Genomic DNA, 15,312 nt, shown 5'->3' with positions numbered 1-15,312 from the left:
AAATATGGGGTGATATGATGAGATTAATAATACATGATTTAAAAAGTGAAGAATTTGAAAAATTGTTTCCTAATGGATTAGAAGATACAAGTGTAATTTCAGATGATGGTAGTATTCATAATTGTATTGGATGTTTCGGTTGTTGGCTAAAAACACCTGGAGCTTGCGTTATAAGAGATAAATATGTTGATATGGGAGAATACTTATCAAAATGTGATGAAGTTATTATAATAAGTGAATGTGCTTATGGAGGGTTTAGTCCATTTGTAAAAAATGTTTTAGATAGGAGTATTTCTTATGTATTACCTTTCTTTAAAATAAATAATGGGGAAATGCATCATCAAAGAAGATATGATAATAAAGTTGATATGAAGGTTTGGTTTTATGAAAATAAAATAACAGAGAAAGAAAAGCAAACTGCAAGAAGAATAGTAAAAGCCAATTGTATAAATCTATACTGGGAGATATCAAATGTTTCATTTGTTAATGATATTAAGGAAATGGAGGGGCTGATACTATGAAAATAACATTGATAAACGGAAGTCCTAAAGTGAAAGGTAGTGCTTCAGGACTTATATTAAATGAATTAAAAATTTTCTTGAATAATAGTGAGGATGAAGCAGAGAGAAACATAAGTATTTCTGAATATAATTTTAGAAAATTTTATGAAGGAGAACAAAATAAGTTAGCAATTGAAATAATTGAAAATTGGTCTGAAAAATGTGAACTTAAATGGGGACAGGGGATTGGTATTGGTGCTGGTCCACTTTTACACTCAGTTAAAGATGTTCCAGAAGGCCATGGACCTAAGAAAAATTTAGGAAGTGCATTAACTACTATTTCAAAAAATATATTAAATGCTTCAAGTGACGATAATATCTTCATTTCTGCAAATTTCCCGAGATTTGCATATAAGTTTGCTGCAGAGATAGGATGGAAGCAAGCTATTAAAGCTAATAAATTGAAGGTAAGAGACTTATATATAAGAAAATAAAAAAGATAAAATCTGGGTAATAGTGAAGTTCACTTAGAACCCAGATTTTGCATTTTGTAAACTTTTCCAGAATGGCATAATAGTATATATTACACAGAAATATTAGGAGAATATAAATGGAATTAGACAAAAATTCAAGAAAAAAGTGGAGAGGAATTGAAATAGTAGGTCTAGCTTTAGTTATTATTTCGTTTATAACGCTTTTAGTATCACCAGAATCAATATCAGGTTTGTTTGATAGTATTACAAAACAAGTATTCCCTATAGTAGTTGATGTATTTCTATTAAGTGAAGTTGGAGTAGCTATTATAATAAGTGTAATAGTAGGGAGAATTTTAGAAAGATTAGGTTTTACAGATGCACTAATTAGGATTTTTATTCCTATAATGAAAATATTTAAGGTAAATCCTTCTGTAATTATCCCAAGTGTATACAATGTATTAGGTGATATTAATGCAGCAGGGGCTATATCAGGGCCTGTTTTAAAAAAGGCAAGAGCTACAAAAGCGGAGCAAAAAATTGCTATAGCAACTATGATACAATCTCCTCAATCTTTTGCAACGCTTGTTATTGGGATAGTAGCTTTAACTAAGTTTGGAATATCAGCATTACCTTTAGTATTAATTAGTGTCTTTTTACCTATAGTACTGGTTCCAATTATTTTATCTAAAACCGTATATAGGGATACTAAAGCAGTAGAATTAGAAGAATTACCAAGGTTTACTCCAGAAACTAAATTATTAGACACAATATTTAGTTCTGCAAAAGAAGGAGCATATCTTTTATTTTTAGTGATTATTCCGGCAGTGGCGGCAGTATTTACTATAATTGGTATTTTAGATTTCTTTGGAATTTGGACAGTTATACAAAGTGGAATGACAACAGTTCTTCAATGGTTAAGTATAGAGCCAGTAACAGGTATTGTATCTGTATTAGCTAGCCCAACTCTAGCAATGGCTCAGTTAAATGAAATGAGTAATATTGCACCTGCACTTGTAGTTGGTGGGTTTGTACTTGCAAATTCAGGTTTACCGTTATCAGTTTTATTTGGACAAATACCAGTAACTTGGAAAGAAAATTCAGATTTAAATGAAAAAGAAGCATTATTAGCAGGGTTATTGGGTACTGCAATTAAATTTCTAAGTTGCTTAATAATAGGGTTACTTTTAACACCATTAATTATATAGAGGTTGATATGAATAATAAATATATTGTAACATCAAATAAGATAATCACAGTAAGTGACATTAAAACTTTAAGCAAAGGGGCCTTTGTAGTAAGTGATGGAATAATAAGTGATATAGGTGATTATAATGATATTAAATCCAAGTATAAAGATTTAGAAGTTATAGATTTTAAGGATTTAGTAATTACACCATCACTTATAGATTGTCATACGCATTTATTTGAATATGCTCCATCAACAGTTTATCCAGTCACAGAAGAAACTTATGAAATAGCACAAGATACTTTAATTTTAAATGGATTAATGTCTGGAGTAACAGCTTTTGGTGAACAAGTTTGTGGATCACCAATGTATGAAATGAATTTAAATAAGATCAAAGAAAAAGTGAAAACATTGCCTTTAGATATAGTATTTTCAACTAACAGCATAACAATAGGATTTGAAAATTTAGTTAATTTAACAGCTGTTACAGGAAAAAGTTCAGTTGATAAAGAAACACTTATAAATGAAGAAATATTAGAAAAGATAATTGATGAAAGTGAGTATCCAGGAGAAAATGTATTTATAAATGCCACTCCTGCTAATTTAAAAGAAGAATTAGTTCCAAAGGCAGGAGAAATAATTTATACACAAGAAGAATTAAATAAAATATCAAAAATGTTTCATAATAAAGGAAAGAAGATAGGATGCCATGTTGCTGGAGAAGAAGGAATAAAAATGGCCATAGAAGCTAAAATAGATATTATACATCATGGACATGGAATAACAAATGAATTAATTAAAAAAGCAAAAGAAGAAAATATAATAATTGTTGCAACACCATTAGGTGGGACACACTTAAAACCAAATTCACCAGAAGAAATTGAAGCATTAGTTAAAGAGGGAATAATTATAGCAATAGCAACAGATTCATATCTACCTCCAGATATAAACCTGCCATGGTTAAACTTTGAAGATGATAGCCCAAGAGGACCAGAAGTATTAATGAAAATATCAAATCAAGGTATGCTTAAGTTAAAAGATGTGGGATTAGATGAAAATGAAATTTTATCATTAATAACTTTAAATGGAGCTAAGGTATTAGGATTAGAAGAAAAAATAGGAGCATTAAAAGTTGGAATGAAAGCAAATTTTATAGCAAGCAAAGGAATACCTGGATTAGAAATTACTGATATTAAGGATATTATTAAAGTATTTTATGAAGGAAAGTGTGTAATTGATAAGAAAAGATAATAATAATAAAAATGAATGAATAATATTAGAAAAAGTGAATATGTAGTTATAAAATCAGCATATACTTAAGTTTTGATGTATATGCTGATTTATTTTTAAGTTTATAATAAATTGTAAAGAAATTTATTGAAGTTTTTATAGAAAATATGAAATTTAATCTAATTAATAAGTGTAAGGATCATAAAGTAAGAATAATTGGAGAGCAAACATGGGAAAACTTCTATATAAGAAATGATGTTGAAAATGAATATTATAAGAAAGTTTCATTTTACAAAAAGAGTATCAACAATAAAATTGATATTCTTTTTAATATATAAATAATGTCTTAAAATAGTAATACAAACATTACCAAGATTAATATTCAATATAAATACACATAATATGGATTGGAAAATACATTATAGGTGGTGATGAAAATGAGAACACTTTCAGAAATTGAAAAATTATCTTTGGCAGCCGTGCTAAAAATGGAAAATGACGGACTAATTATGCAAAGAGCAATATCTGCATTAATATCTGATGAAGATTTAAAAAGACAGACAGATGCGAGTATTTTAGCAGCAGAGGGAAGAATTAAAGGAATACAACAATTTATAAAAGAAAATAAAATTCTAATTGTAAAGGAGGATTAATATATGAAGAATATGATTGGCAACTTAATTAAAAATAATATTGATATAAATGATGAAATCATAGCTTTAAGCATGCTTTCCTCGGCTAAAGAAGCTGCAGATTTGTATCTTAATTCTACATTAACAAGTAGTACGCCTGAATTGAGAGCGATATATTCAGCTTCATTAGGACAAATGGTAGAAGGTCATACAGCTCTTACAGAGTTAAGTATTACTAAGGGGTGGATTAAACCTTATAGTCCTTCAGTTGATCAGTTGACTTGTGCATATAATGAATCAAAAAGTGTTATTAATGAAAATAAATAAAAAATACTTATTAAAATTTAAGAATTCTAATTACTATTGAGAATATTTCAAAATGAAAAGATAATATAAGTGAAACTTATTGGGGTGATTATCCAATTAAGGATTTGAATTCTAAAATATCTAATATTTTTATAGATTATTAATTTTCAGACTGGTTAATATAATAGTGTCAACAAAAATAATATGAAAAGGAGATGTAAGATATGGCATCAAATAATAATGGAAGTAACAGAAATTTAGTACCAGAAGCAAAAGCAGGATTAAACAGATTAAAAAATGAAGTTGCAACAGAAGTTGGATTAAGCAACTATGAAAGTGCAGATAAGGGAAACCTTACTTCAAGACAAAATGGAAGTGTTGGCGGAGAAATGGTTAAGAGAATGGTTGAACAATACGAAAACCAAATTAAATAATCAATAAAACCAAAAACATAGTATAAATAATACTAATATGAAAAAGGATTAATGATAACAAAATATTCATTAATCCTTTTATTATTTTGTTTAATTATAGTAAAAAATAAATATACTTTTTACCTTAAAAGATTTATAAATGCATATATAATATAAAGAAGGAAATACAAAAAAATAATCTTAACTAATATACTCGTAAATGATGATAAAAGAAATAAAAAATAAAACATACTAATAATAAAATAAATATAAATAAGATTAAAGTGTATAATACTTAAAAAATAAAAAAGTTTCTAGATAAAATATTTATAATTAAAAAATATAAAATAAAAGCATTAAAAATCTTTAAAACTGTAGAAAAGAAGAAAGTGTATTAAATAGAGTAATAATATTATAAGTAAAAAATCAAAAGTATAATATAGTCTTATTAATATGATAAAAGTAAAGGATTTAAATATAAATAATATTATAAGTTTTAACTAAATTATATCTTTATAATAAATTTAAAATTTTTATGATAATACTTTAAAATATGCTTTAAATCATACGAAAATATAAAGTGAAGTAATAATTATAATTAAATAACAAATAATTACAAAAGAAAGGATAAAATAAAAATGAAGTTTTTTATTAATTTAAAAGTAAAAAATAAACTTATATCAATATTTTCAGTAATATGTATTCTAATGTTATTGATTGGTGCTACAGGGCTCTTTAGCTCGTGGTCAATTAACAAAAATGCAAATAATATGTATAGTACTAATTTAGTATCTATTAAAAATTTACAATCTCTGAAATCAAATTTAAATTATGATTATATTAATATAATAAAAATGATTTCTGATAAAAATAAAGATAAGTTAGATGAAGAAATAAGATTAATTGATGGTATAGTTTCTCAAAATGAAGAATTAATGAAGGAATATGAAGACCTAGATATTACAGAAGAGGAAAAAAGTTTGTTTTTAGACTTTAAAGAGGATTTATTTAAATATAGGGAATTAAAATTAAAAGTATTTGATTTATTAAAATCAAATAAATATGATGAAGCAGAAACTATTAATAATTCAGAGATAGAAAAAATAATAGATTCTATGTTTAATAAGTTGATAAAGGCAATTGAAATAAATGAAAACTTAGCTCAAAATACTAATTTAAAAAACATAAATGAATTCAATAAATTTTCGTACATAGTTTTAATTTCTACAGCAATAACATTTTGTATTATAATCTTTATGGCTTATATATTAAGTAAAAATATTATAGATCCGCTAAATAAAATAAAAAATCTAGCTTATAGATTATCTAGTTACGATTTCTCTATTCCAATTAGTATAACTAGAAAAGATGAATTTGGACAAACAGCTATAGCTTTAAATTCAGCTCAAGAAAATGTAAATGACTTAATAAAAATGATTATGGAAAACTCAGAAGATATAAGTGCTTCATCAGAGGAGCTTTCAGCAACTGTAGAGGAATTATTATCAAAAGTAGAAATTATTGATGAAGCAGTTAATAATATTGCTGCAGGAATGGAAGAATCAAGTGCTGCATCTGAAGAAATAAGTGCTTCTGTTCAAGAAGTAGATGCAAGTATAAATGTATTATCTGCTACTGCAATGGATGGAAGTAATAATGCAAATAAATCAAAATCTAGAGCATCTGAAGTTAAAAATAATAGTGAAAAAGCAATTGAAGAGACAATAAAGATATATGATGAAAAACAAAATAAGATGAAAAAAGCAATTGAAGATGGAAAAATAGTAGAAACTATTAAAGTAATGGCAGATACAATAGGAAGTATAGCAGAACAAACAAATTTACTTGCATTAAATGCAGCTATTGAAGCAGCAAGAGCAGGGGAACAAGGTAAAGGATTTGCTGTTGTAGCAGATGAAGTAAGGAAACTTGCAGAAGAATCAAAGGAGTCAGCATTTACTATTCAAGAAACAATTAAAAATGTTCAAGCTGCTTTTAAGAGTAGTAATGAAACAGGTAATGAAATATTAGAATTTATAAATAAAGATGTAAATGCACAATTTCAAGCATATAAAGAAACAGGAAATCAATACTATAATGATTCAGATCTTGTAAGTAAAATGTCTGATGAAATTGCAGCTATGTCAGAAGAAATTACAGCTACAATCGGACAAGTTAGTGAAGCAGTCCAAAATATGGCGGAATCTTCACAAAAGTCAAGTGAAGATTCAGTTATAATCAAGGAAAGCATGGATGAAACTACAAGAGCTATAGAGCAAGTTGCTCTAACAGCACAAAGTCAAGCTGAGCTTGCACAAAATCTTAATGAAATGGTATTAAAATTTAAAATTTAGGTATTAAGTTTATAAAAAGCTAGACAAATTAGGATTGTCTAGCTTTTTAATGTATCGTTACACTTTTTATTTGAAATTGATTTATAAAGTTGTTATAATATAGCAAAATATTTATTATATATGATACAAAAGAGAAAATTAGGAGAAAGAGATGAATACACAAAAGATAATAATAGTAATTTTATTAGCACTAGTTATAGCAGTAATTTTAATTAGAAAGGCTAAATCAAAGCATGAATTAAATTTAGGGGAAAAGGAAGTAAATCAAGTCCTTAGTAAATTAAAAGGATATAAACTATTGAGTGACATACTAATAAAAAGGGAAAATGGTTCGAGCCAAATTGACCATATATTAATAGGCAAAAAGGGAATATTTGTAATAGAAACAAAGGATTATAGTGGTTCAATATATGGAGAACAATATTCAAAATATTGGATACAAATTATAAATAGAAATAAAAATGAATTTTATAATCCTATTAGACAAAACTATGGACATATAAAAGCTTTAGAAGAATATATAGGCAGAAAAGGAGTATTTATATCAGTAATAGTTTTTACAAACAAATCAAAATTAAAGAAAGTAAAAACGGAGACTCCAGTAATTCAACTTAAAAAACTAAAGAAATTTATAAGAAAATATTCTTCCGATATAAGACTCTCAAAGGAAGAAATTGAATGTATTTATAATTCAATAAAGAAGGGGAACGTACATAGTAATAGAGCTAGAAAAAAACATGTTAAAAGGATTAATAGAAATATTTCATAGGAAAAGCTTTGTTAAGTTATAAATTTAAATTAAATTTATAACTAATTATAACTAATTATAACTAAGTTTATATCAGGATAAAATTTAATTTATACAGAAATATTAATAAAATTTATATTATTAAAATCAGGAATAATTTAGTATATATATTCCTGATTTTTATTTTTGAGTATTTTAAAGTATTTTTGAGTATTTTGAAGAATTATAATAATGAATAAAGATTTCTATAAATATATATAACTATATTAAAAAATAAAGTCTAAATATCTAATATAAGTGACGTGGACATTAAAAGAAGTCGGGATTATAATGAGTAAGTTAGATTTTTAATTTGTTAACATAGGAAGGAAAAGTAAGAAAATGAATAAAAAGGTTAGCATAGCGTCTCTTTTAGTAGCATTAGGAATTGTATATGGAGATATAGGTACATCACCTCTCTATGTTATGAAATCAATGCTAGGAGTGGACAATGGATACATATCGAGTCAGCTTATTTTGGGAGGAGTATCTCTTGTTTTTTGGACTTTAACGCTTCAAACAACAATAAAATATGTGATGATAACTTTAGAAGCAGATAATAAAGGTGAGGGAGGTATATTTTCTTTATATACCCTTGTTAGAAAAAAGGCCAAGTGGCTAATTATACCTGCAGTTATAGGTGGAGCAACATTACTTGCAGATGGAATGATCACGCCACCAGTAACAGTAACATCTGCAATAGAAGGTTTAACTTTAGTTTTTCCAATAGAAACTAAAGGAATAATTATAATTGTTATAAGTATAATAACAGCATTATTTTTACTTCAAAGATTTGGAACTGATGTAATAGGAAAAGTATTTGGACCAATGATGGTTATATGGTTTTTTATGCTTTTTGCTTTAGGATTTAGTCAAGTAATGCAGTATCCTCAAATAATAAAAGCCTTGAATCCTTATTATGGAATTAATTTATTAATTACAAATCCTAGAAGTGTTTATATTTTAGGTGCTGTTTTTCTTTGCACTACTGGAGCAGAAGCACTTTATTCAGATCTTGGACATTGTGGAAAGAAAAATATTCACTACACATGGGTGTTTGTAAAAATATGTTTAGTTGTAAATTATTTAGGTCAAGGTGCATGGTTAATGTTAAGAGAGGGAAGTGTAATTACTGAAAATCCATTCTTTTTAATTATGCCAAGTTGGTTTGTTATACCAGGAACTATAATATCTACAATTGCAGCAATTATTGCTAGTCAAGCGTTAATTACAGGATCATTTACTTTAGTTTCTGAAGCAATTAAATTAAATATGTTCCCAAAACTTCAAGTAAGATATCCTAATGATGATAAGGGGAAAATTTATATACCAGCTGTTAACTATTTATTATATATTGGTTGTGTGTCATTAGTTTTAAAATTTCAAAAATCAGAAAATATGGAAGCTGCATATGGTTTGGCAATTACTATAACAATGCTTATGACAACTATTTTATTATCTCAATATTTGAGATTTAATAGAAAGAAAAAGATTATGTCTGTAATAGTATTTGCAACATTTATGGTTATAGAAACTGCATTCCTATATGCTAATTTATTTAAATTTATACATGGTGGATATGTTACTATTATAATTGCAGGTGCTCTTATATTCCCAATGTATATTTGGATTTACGGTACGATAATTAGAAAAAGATTTAGTGAATATGTCGATATACTAGCTTATAAAAAACACTTTAAATCATTGCAAGAAGATAAAGAAATACCTTTATATGCAACTAATCTTGTTTATTTGACAGAATCACAAGATAATAAGAAAATAGAAAGTAAGATAATATTTTCTATTTTTAATAAACAACCTAAACGTGCAAAATTCTATTGGTTTATAAATGTTAGAGTAACAGATGAACCATATACTACAGAATATAGTGTAAAAACAATTGTTCCAAATGAAGCATTTAGTATTCAATTTAATCTAGGTTTCCGTATAGACCAAAAGATAAATGTGTTTTTACATCAAATAATTCAAGATTTAGTTAAAAGTGGTGAAATTAAATATACTCCAAAGGATTATACTATTAATCAAAATGGAAAATTTGTTGTTGGAGATTTTAAATTTGTATTATTAGAAGAAGTACTTTCTAATGAACATGAGCTTTCTAGGTGGGATAACTTTATAACTAGTATAAAATTATTAATTAAAAAATGGACTGTTTCACCAGCTAAATGGTTTGGGATAGATACTAGTATTGTTAAAATAGAGAAAGTTCCAATTATAATAGGTTGTAAAGAGGTATTAACTTTGACAAGGATAAATTAAAAATATTAATATAGTAATAAAAATGCATTAAAGAATAATTAATATAGGGAAATGCTGAATTACGATAAGTTAATATATTAAAAATAAATAGAATGAATTAATAAAATTATAAAGGTAGGCTTTTAATTGATATGGCCCTGTTAAGTACAAAGGGGACAGTTCAAATAAGTCTATCTTATTTTTTATAGTTTAATAATTAAGATATAGTTTATAAGAATAAATTGAAATTTTATGGAATGAAAATGTGTATATTATATATTGACTATAAAATATACATATGATATTGTATACCTATGTTAATATTAACATAGATTAGAGGAGGAATAATAATGACAATAGATTATGCAATTTTAGGAATGTTAAGTTGGCAACCATTGACTGGATATGATATAAAAAAAATTATTCAAGAGTCTCCATTTTTTTACTGGTCAGGTAATAATAATCAGATATATAAATCACTAGTTCAATTACTGGAAAAGAATTTAGTAGTGAATGAAGTGAAGCATCAAGAAAGTGCCCCTTCTAAAAAAATATATTCCATTACAGAATTAGGATTAAAAGAATTAGAAAATTGGATTATTAATACTAATGTTGAAGTACCTGAATTTAAAAAGCAATTTTTAATACAACTTGCGTGGTCAGGGCGTTTAGATATTAATGAGGTTGAGTTATTACTATTAAAATATGAAGCAGAAGTTAAAAAATATATATCTATGTATAAAGAGGAACAAAGAAGAGAAAAGCATTTTAAAGATCGTACTAATCAAGAATATTTTATTTGGAAAATGCTTTATGAAAATATGATTATGTCATATGAAAATGAATTGAAATGGATTGAAAAAGTAAAAGAAGGTTTATTAAATAATTTAAATAAGGGGAATTAAAATGAAAATTACAAAGGTAAGTAATAAAGGAATAGAAATTGCTATTATAGAAAGTAAAGATGTAATATTAACGGATGTACAATCAGCATTAGATTTAATGGCTACAATATCATATGAAACTGGTTGCTATAGAATTGCTATTAATAAAGAAGCTGTAATAGAAGATTTCTTTAAGTTAAGTACAGGAATTGCAGGTGATATTTTACAACGCTTTATCAATTACAAAACTAAATTTGCTATTTGGGGAGATTTTTCTGTGTATACAAGTAAAGCATTAAAAGATTTCATTTATGAAAGTAATAGAGGCAATAGTATATATTTTACTTCTACTCAAGAAGAAGCAATTAATAAGTTGGCTAATACAAAATAAAAAAGATTATGGAGAAAATAAAAAACTCCATAATCTTTTTTTATGGTAAAACTTAGTTGAATCATACTTTTATGCTATAATTAAAATAAATAATAATTTTTATTTAATAATATTTATTTTAATTGAATGAGCTTTAAGATTTATTAGTAATATTAATAGATATTTATATAATAAGGAGATTTTAGAGGATATAAAAATTTAATTTAAATCTAATTAGTATAATAACTAGTTAGAGGTAAAAACTAAATAAGATTAAATTTTTATGAAATAAAACATGATTTTAATTATAATGTTTTATTTAGTTAGACAAATTAATTTTAAAATATGATGATTAAGTTAGTTAGCTTGTCTATTAATAATTAATTATAGAGTTATTAATTAAAATATATAATGAGGAGGAAAAGAAGAAAATATGACAGAAAAAGAAGTAGTAAAAAATACTAAGTTTAATTTAGATAATAGTTATTTAAAGCTTTCAGATATATTTTTCACTATACAGAATCCAAGCAGTGTTCCATCACCTAAACTAGTTGCCTTAAATTATTCATTAATAAATTCTTTAGGGTTAGATTCTAAATTCCTGCAAAGTAATGATGGAGTAGAAATCCTTGCAGGTAATAAACTTCCAGAAGGAGCAATACCATTTGCACAAGCATATGCGGGACATCAATTTGGACATTTTACTATGCTTGGAGATGGTAGAGCAGTATTAATTGGAGAGCATATAACTCCTATTGGTGAACGGTTAGATATTCAACTTAAAGGTTCTGGGAGAACTCCATATTCAAGAGGTGGAGATGGAAAAGCTGCTTTAGGACCAATGTTAAGGGAATATATCATAAGTGAATCAATGGCTGCACTAGGAATTCCTACAACTCGTAGTTTAGCAGTAGTTACTACTGGTGAAAAAATAATACGTGAAGATTATTTACCTGGAGCAATATTAACACGTGTTGCATCAAGCCATATACGTGTAGGTACTTTCCAATATGCTTCAAGATTCGGAAATATTCATGAGCTTAAGGAATTATCTGATTACACTATAAATAGACATTATCCTTATATTGCTGATGAAGAAAATAAATATTTAGCTTTCTTAAAAGAAGTAATAAAAAAGCAAGCAGAGCTTATAGCAAAATGGCAATTGGTAGGGTTTATTCATGGAGTTATGAATACAGATAATATGACAATTAGTGGAGAAACAATTGATTATGGACCTTGTGCATTTATGGATGTATATAATCCAGAAACAGTATTTAGCTCTATTGATGTTCAAGGAAGATATGCATATGGCAATCAACCTAAACTTGCAGCTTGGGACCTTGCAAGATTTGCAGAAACATTAATACCATTAATTCATACTAATCAAGATGAAGCTGTTGATTTAGCACAAAATGCAATTTCAGAATTTGCAAATATATATGAAGAAAATTGGTTATCTGGAATGCGCTCAAAACTTGGAATATTTAATGAAGAAGATGAAGATAAATCATTAATTGAGAATCTTTTAAGCATGATGCATAAATATGGTGCAGATTATACAAATACATTTGCCGCATTAACTATTGATAAAAAAGATGGCATTGCAATGTTTAGCACATCTGAATTTAGTAAATGGAATGAACTATGGCAAGAAAGACTAACAAAGCAATCAGAAACAAAAGAATCAATTAAACAATTAATGCAAAGCTCTAATCCTTATATAATACCACGTAATCATAGAGTGGAAGAAGCATTAGATGCTGCAGTAAAAAATGAAGACTATGGAGTTATGGATAGGCTTTTAGATGCTCTTTCAAAACCATTTGCATATTCCAAAGAGCAAGATGAGTATTCAACATTACCAGAACCTTCAAATCGTCCATATAGAACATTTTGTGGAACTTAATATGAAACTTAAACAAAGGACTTACTCAGTTTTAGTAAGTCCTTTAATAATTTTTAGTTAAATGATTAATAAATTAAACGAGCAATTATTGTGCTTAATTTAAAGACAGGTAAAGCATTCAGAAGATTAAATGGTGATAAATCAACAGTACCTGATCCAAATTTCATACCAAAAGTTGAAGGAGAAGTATTACTTAAAAGGAAAGAGGATGGGCCAACAGAACCAATTAATTTTTCAGTAGATGGTATTGCTATATCTCCTGATGGAAAGATACTATATTATTGTCCATTGTCAAGCAGAAATTTATATTCAATTGAAACAGAACATTTAAGGGATAGGTCAATTCCAGATGAAGTATTATCATCTTACGTTAAAAATCTAGGGGAAAAAGGTGCTTCTGATGGATTAATGTCTGATGTTAAAGGAACAGTATATGCAGGTGATTATGAAAATAATAGTATTAGGACTATTTTACTAGATGGCACAATGAAAACTATAGCTCATGATCCAAGAATTTTATGGCCAGATACACTTTCTATAGGGCCTGATAAATATTTATATTTTATTGCAAATCAACTAAATAGACAAGCTGATTATCATTATGGAAAAGATTTAAGAGAAAAGCCATATAGCTTATTTAGAATTAAAATAGATGAGCTTCCTGCACCTACCAAATAAGATAATCAAAAAACAGGTATTAATTAATTACCTGTTTTTTTCTTTACATAAATAAATAACAGAATTTTTTAGAACATAATACGAATAATTATTTTAAAATAGTTGAAAATATTCGACAAGAATGTTATTATAGTTATGGAAAAAAATACTGTCTTCATATATTTTTGGTAATATGGTCCAAAAGTCTCTACCAGAACTCCGTAAAGGTTCTGACTATGATGATTTATTTATTACTATGAAATAGGTAGGCAACTCAAAGGGGGAAAACAACTATGTCAGACTTTGTTACTGACTTTCTTGCAATCATAGGTGTTGTTCTAAATGGACTTCCACAAGGTTTATTAGCATTAACATTTGGGTTTGCATCAATACCAACAGCTTTCGCTTTTTTAGTAGGTGCTATTGGTAATTTAATAACAGGTTCAGTTGCACCAATATCATTCCAGGCGGAAACTATAACATATGCAGGTACTGCTGGTAAAGATATGAAAGAGAGATTATCAATGATATTCTTTGGAGCTGCTATAATGACACTTATAGGAATGTTCGGATTTTTAAGCAGGATAATAGATTTTGTGGGGCCGACTATTACCTCAGGAATGATGGCCGGTGTTGGCATAATGCTTGCTAAAGTATCTATGGATATGCTTAAAAGTGATAATAAAGTAAGTGCTGTATCATTAGTAAGTGCAGTTATTGTTTATTTCGCTACAAATGATTTAGTTTTAACTATTACTATTTCAGTAGCTCTTTCAAGTATCGTTGCTAATATGCTTAATAAGGAAATGAGAAATGTTAAAATTCCTAAGGAAAAAATAGAAAAGAAAAAGTTTATATTTAACTTAAGAATCTTAAGAGGGGCATTGGGGATGGTGTGCTTAAACATTGGATCTAATATTGCATTTGGACAAATAACTGGAAGTATGGCTAATACAAATGTAAATATAGATCATCTTTCTGTTATAAGTAGCATTGCAGATATGGGTTCAGCATTATTTGGTGGCGCACCAGTTGAATCTATAATCTCTGCAACAGGAAGTGCACCACATCCATTGGCAGCAGGAGTAATTATGATGTTGATTATGGCAGCAATTTTATTCTTTGGATTATTACCTAAGATAGGTAAATATGTGCCATCTCAATCAATTAGTGGATTTTTATTTGTATTAGGTATATTAGTTACATTACCTGGAAATGCAGCTAGTGCTTTAGCTGGATCAGATAGTTTAGTTGGGGGAGTGACTATGGGAGTTACAGCAATAACAGATCCATTCCTTGGAATGCTAGCAGGTATTATAACAAGATTTGCACAAGTATTATTTTAAGGG

General features: G+C 27.1%; 16 protein-coding genes and 1 riboswitch. All 16 genes read left to right on the top strand.

Going from position 1 to position 15,312, the window contains the following annotated elements; all coding sequences use genetic code 11:
* The first annotated feature begins 17 nt into the window (after nt 1-17).
* The 16 genes from CSBG_RS09230 (at nt 18) to CSBG_RS09160 (ending at nt 15,309) form a co-directional block, all read left to right on the top strand.
* Nucleotides 18-521, top strand: a complete 504-nt coding sequence (locus CSBG_RS09230) for a flavodoxin family protein (protein ID WP_035285258.1) — start codon at nt 18-20, stop codon at nt 519-521.
* Nucleotides 518-994 (top strand): hypothetical protein, encoded by a 477-nt coding sequence (locus CSBG_RS09225; RefSeq protein ID WP_008678926.1) that lies wholly within the window; start codon nt 518-520, stop codon nt 992-994. The genes CSBG_RS09230 and CSBG_RS09225 overlap by 4 nt, the downstream gene beginning before the upstream one ends.
* Nucleotides 995-1,110: 116 nt before the next feature.
* Nucleotides 1,111-2,181 (top strand): hypothetical protein, encoded by a 1,071-nt coding sequence (locus tag CSBG_RS09220; RefSeq protein ID WP_008678925.1) that lies wholly within the window; start codon nt 1,111-1,113, stop codon nt 2,179-2,181.
* Between the two features lie 8 nt (nt 2,182-2,189).
* A complete protein-coding gene (locus CSBG_RS09215) occupies nt 2,190-3,413 on the top strand; it encodes an amidohydrolase family protein (RefSeq protein ID WP_008678923.1) in 1,224 nt (407 codons plus the stop codon).
* A 146-nt stretch (nt 3,414-3,559) separates the two neighbouring features.
* Complete coding sequence (locus tag CSBG_RS18275) at nt 3,560-3,730, top strand: hypothetical protein (RefSeq protein ID WP_156804379.1); 171 nt, start codon at nt 3,560-3,562, stop codon at nt 3,728-3,730.
* Nucleotides 3,731-3,829: 99 nt separating this feature from the next.
* Complete coding sequence (locus tag CSBG_RS09210) at nt 3,830-4,045, top strand: hypothetical protein (RefSeq protein ID WP_008678921.1); 216 nt, start codon at nt 3,830-3,832, stop codon at nt 4,043-4,045.
* Between the two features lie 3 nt (nt 4,046-4,048).
* Nucleotides 4,049-4,351 carry a spore coat protein gene (locus tag CSBG_RS09205; protein WP_008678919.1) on the top strand — a complete coding sequence of 101 codons (303 nt, stop codon included), beginning with the start codon at nt 4,049-4,051 and terminating at the stop codon, nt 4,349-4,351.
* 203 nt (nt 4,352-4,554) lie between these two features.
* The gene (locus tag CSBG_RS09200; RefSeq protein ID WP_008678918.1) at nt 4,555-4,764 is read left to right on the top strand and encodes an alpha/beta-type small acid-soluble spore protein; all 210 of its coding nucleotides are present in this window, start codon (nt 4,555-4,557) and stop codon (nt 4,762-4,764) included.
* 617 nt (nt 4,765-5,381) lie between these two features.
* Nucleotides 5,382-7,097, top strand: coding sequence for a methyl-accepting chemotaxis protein (locus CSBG_RS09195; RefSeq protein ID WP_008678917.1), 1,716 nt, complete (start codon nt 5,382-5,384; stop codon nt 7,095-7,097).
* Between the two features lie 151 nt (nt 7,098-7,248).
* A complete protein-coding gene (locus CSBG_RS09190; protein WP_008678916.1) occupies nt 7,249-7,866 on the top strand; it encodes a nuclease-related domain-containing protein in 618 nt (205 codons plus the stop codon).
* Between the two features lie 360 nt (nt 7,867-8,226).
* Nucleotides 8,227-10,164 carry a KUP/HAK/KT family potassium transporter gene (locus tag CSBG_RS09185; protein ID WP_008678915.1) on the top strand — a complete coding sequence of 646 codons (1,938 nt, stop codon included), beginning with the start codon at nt 8,227-8,229 and terminating at the stop codon, nt 10,162-10,164.
* 329 nt (nt 10,165-10,493) lie between these two features.
* Nucleotides 10,494-11,048: a PadR family transcriptional regulator gene (locus tag CSBG_RS09180; RefSeq protein WP_198007866.1), complete on the top strand. Its 555-nt coding sequence runs from the start codon at nt 10,494-10,496 to the stop codon at nt 11,046-11,048.
* A gap of 1 nt (nt 11,049) precedes the next feature.
* Nucleotides 11,050-11,418: a DUF4180 domain-containing protein gene (locus CSBG_RS09175; protein WP_035285253.1), complete on the top strand. Its 369-nt coding sequence runs from the start codon at nt 11,050-11,052 to the stop codon at nt 11,416-11,418.
* A gap of 412 nt (nt 11,419-11,830) precedes the next feature.
* On the top strand, nt 11,831-13,306 hold the full coding sequence (locus CSBG_RS09170; RefSeq protein ID WP_008678914.1) for a protein adenylyltransferase SelO: 1,476 nt from the start codon (nt 11,831-11,833) through the stop codon (nt 13,304-13,306).
* 72 nt (nt 13,307-13,378) lie between these two features.
* Entirely contained in the window at nt 13,379-13,984 is a 606-nt protein-coding gene (locus CSBG_RS09165) for an L-dopachrome tautomerase-related protein (protein WP_142418792.1), read from the top strand.
* A 134-nt stretch (nt 13,985-14,118) separates the two neighbouring features.
* A riboswitch (purine riboswitch) is annotated at nt 14,119-14,220 on the top strand.
* Nucleotides 14,221-14,256: 36 nt separating this feature from the next.
* The gene (locus CSBG_RS09160) at nt 14,257-15,309 is read left to right on the top strand and encodes a guanine permease (protein ID WP_008678912.1); all 1,053 of its coding nucleotides are present in this window, start codon (nt 14,257-14,259) and stop codon (nt 15,307-15,309) included.
* The last annotated feature ends 3 nt before the right edge of the window (nt 15,310-15,312 follow it).

Origin of the sequence: Clostridium sp. 7_2_43FAA (assembly GCF_000158375.2) — a bacterium.
GTDB classification, from domain to species: domain Bacteria; phylum Bacillota; class Clostridia; order Clostridiales; family Clostridiaceae; genus Clostridium; species Clostridium tertium.
This window is presented reverse-complemented; position numbering and strand designations above follow the sequence as displayed.